This window comes from Bartonella sp. AP72JLCBS (genome assembly GCF_042195705.1).
In the GTDB taxonomy this organism is placed as follows: Bacteria; Pseudomonadota; Alphaproteobacteria; order Rhizobiales; family Rhizobiaceae; genus Bartonella.
This window is the reverse complement of sequence record NZ_JBHIOU010000040.1, coordinates 1-3,419: the sequence shown is the minus strand read 5'-3', so window position 1 is coordinate 3,419 and position 3,419 is coordinate 1. Positions and strand designations below refer to the sequence as shown.

Annotated in this window: 1 protein-coding gene; it reads right to left on the bottom strand. The window is 45.5% G+C overall.

Annotation, left to right across the window (positions count from 1 at the left end; genetic code table 11):
- On the bottom strand, nt 1-3,419 hold a 3,419-nt coding region (locus ACFILO_RS09070; RefSeq protein WP_375678179.1), incomplete at both ends, for a hemagglutinin repeat-containing protein.

The window sequence follows — 3,419 nt, the reverse complement described above, 5'->3', positions numbered from 1 at the left end:
AAGCTATCCTCTGCATTATTGATCAGGACATCGTTGCTGGCTTTCAGCCCTACCTTGCCATCAGCCGCAATGGAACTGCCTGTGATGCTAAGATCATGTGGTTTGCCATCCTGCCCTGCAATGACAGTGGTGTCACCTCCCGATTTTATCGAAGATCCAACGGCATGAGAGGCTTGCATATCCACTTTCGTGTTTTTGGTGCGAAGATGATACTCCATCTCATCGTTTCTTACCCCTATTGTTACCTCCCCTTGGGCGCCAAGAGCAACATTGCCCTTGGCATCTATATCGGAAGCAGCCATATGGATATCTTTTCCAGAGAGAACAGTGGTCTCTTTTCCAGAACTTAAATGAGAGCCATTGTGCAAGGCAACATGGGAGGTTTCACTCCCATTCTGATTGTCCATACTGTTGCGTGTGGCATCAATCGAAACATTCCTCTCAGCTTGTAAGAGAAGTTTATCCGTTGCTTGAACATCAGAGCCTAGAATATTCAAATCTTTTCCAGAGGCAAGTGTCGTTGAGCCTCCAGAGTTGACTTCTGATTTATGATGCATGGTGGCATCACCCTGTTCATCATGGTAATGGGTTTCTGCTGAACCGATCGTCAAGTTGCCTTGTTCTGTAGCCATGGCAAGATCACCTCCGGTGGTGATCCCCACCCCTGAGGCGGTGATATCTTGTTTGGCAATCACCGTTGCATTACCACCAGCAGAAAGCGCCTCGGTGTTTAAAACGGTCTCCACGCCGTCAACCGTTGTGCGCCCTGCATCTAAACGAATATTCTTCTCCGCAAGGATAACAGCATCACCACCCGCCGCAAAATGCCCCCCTTGACTGAGGATATCCCCACCATGCACATGCAATTGGTGATTTGCCGCAATCCGCCCTGAATTGATAATCGTTGAATTGCTCGTATTTTGGCTGGTGATATTGACATCATCGCCCATGATCAAAGCCCCAGCAGAAACAAAAGAGGCTCTGTCTTTTTCGGGGATGTAAAGCACCGGTGCATAAACATCCATGCCCTTGACCTGTTGGCGCACATAAATCACCATCGGGGCTTCTAGGGATGCCAATTGTTCTTCACTCAAAGCCTCACCAAAAGGGAGATTGTGTGCTTTTGCATAGTCTGCCCCAACATCCAGCAAAGTTTTGACTTGTTCAATGGCATCACTTCCAGGAATAAAGGAACCTTTGCCCAACCCTTGACCAACCAGATCACGCATTTGTTTCTCAATCAGCTGCTTTTCAAAATATGCATCGCCTAAGAAAAAAATCTCTCTGTCAGGATTGTAACCAATTCTGTTCAAATAATAGGCTGAGCCATAAAACTTGCCGACATCAAGAAATTCTGCTCTAGTTTCATAAATGAAATTTTGATTGGGCAGCGTGCCCCCAACCCCACCCGATTGGGGCTTTGGTAAAGGGAGCCCCTCAGAAAGTTCCCCTGCATTATTGAGATCCACTTTTGGTGTAAAGAGAGCGCCAGCCCCGGTTAAACCACTTAAGGACTCCAGTGGATTGCCTTCAACGGTTTTTGCTTCAAAATGCGCATCCCCTGTAATGGAACCTTCCGCTGCCGTGTTATTGAGTTGATCGACCACCAGATTTAAAGTGCCACCCGCTTGGACAAGACCAGGAACACTCTCCAAAGCTTCTGAACCAATCTGGCGATCCTTGCCATTGGCTATATCTAAAGAAACATCGCGGCTTCCATCAGCTTTATAGCCATAACAACTGTCTGTATTAGCCTGACAACCAAGATAAGTGTTTTTATAAGCCGTTGCCCCTAAATTGGTCAGCACATTGGCGTGGATATCGGCATTTCCCCCTGCTCTCATAGAGCTATAATGGTTGTCAATGGTATCAGCGTTAATGATGAGATTGCCACTAGATTGTATTACCCCCGAAACAGTTGGTTTATGCGAAAATGCTTGTGTGACAGTCTTTTCTGTCATGTGTGACCAGTGTTTGTTTGGGGATAAGACCCCCCACCTATCACCATTCCATTGATACCGGTGTACAGACAATTCCTTCTTTATAGACTTATGTTTCCAAGTGAATGCCTTATAAACTATTCCATCGCTTGAAATTGCAGTGCCATAGGTTCCTTCTTTGCTCGCCCAAAGTGGAATATCCAAAAAAAGTTCTACATGCCCTTTTCCTATTAGTTTATCTTCTTGATATTCGTGCCCCTTTCCCCAAAGATTGGGGTCCTCCTGATATAACATCCCATCACTGAGTTGATCAGAACCCTTTGGTTTTTGGAAAGAAATATCGCTATATTCCGTTTTTTCTGTGATGACAGGCGTGCTATCGGCTTCGTTTTTTAGAGTGTTGGTTTGGATATTTAAGTTTCCACCAGCTTGAATAAAGCCTGCTTTGTTAACAAGCGAAAGGCTTTTTCCGCTGCCAGCCGCATTGGTAAAAGATAAATCACCTTCTGCCATTATGGTGCCAAAATCATTCAACAAAGCCCCATCAACTTGTAAAGCACCATTGCCCTTCACATAAATTAAGCCCGTTTTGTTGTTGGTCACATCCCCCGTCACGCTAAAGACTAAATCCTGCCCCGATGCCAATTGACCGCTATTTCCAAGCTCCCCCGTCTTGATCACGAAATCTCGTGCCGCTAAAACAGACGTTGTCTCATCAACCATAACGCTTGGAGCAACAAAGAGAATATCTCCAGTTCCACCCTGATCTGTCACGGCTTGTAGCCGCGCATGGTGAATATCAAGGGCATTGGTGCTTTGAAAGTCTAAACCGCCATAAGTCAATTCGCTCTCTGAGACATCAATATGATCTGCAATTAAATACAGCGTTTGCGGCGTGTAAATATGAGAACGATTATTGCTTAAATCGAGAGTGTTTGCTGTCAATCTCACATCCCCCTCAGCAGACAACACATTCTCAACACTGATCTCTCCTGATACCGATGTCAATGTTGCACTGCCATAGCCTATGACCTGATCATAATAGATGTCGTTGCCTGCAAAAATTTCAATATTGCCACCACTGGCAATCTGCCCAACCTTCACCCCTTCTTTTGCTGTAATCAAAAGAAAGCCCTTTTCATCTAAAACAAGATCCCCTGAACCGCCCGTAGAAACGACACCTGTCATCAGTGTGCCTGCATCAAGGCTGCCAACCTTTAAAACAGCTTCTTCACCCGTCATCAACGAAGAAAAGTCAACCGCCCCACCCTCAATATTTGCCTTGCCATAGGCTAAAAGTTGTCTAAAATGAACGGGAGCATTTGTTGCTGGTTGTGCTTGAATGACAACATTTTGATGCGACAGAATTGTTTGAGAAACAGATAGCCCATTATGAGAAACTAGGGTGATATCTCCTGCTCCATAAACACTTTCAGCAACAATCGCCCCTTGACTGCTCTGGAGATCAACATCCCCTTG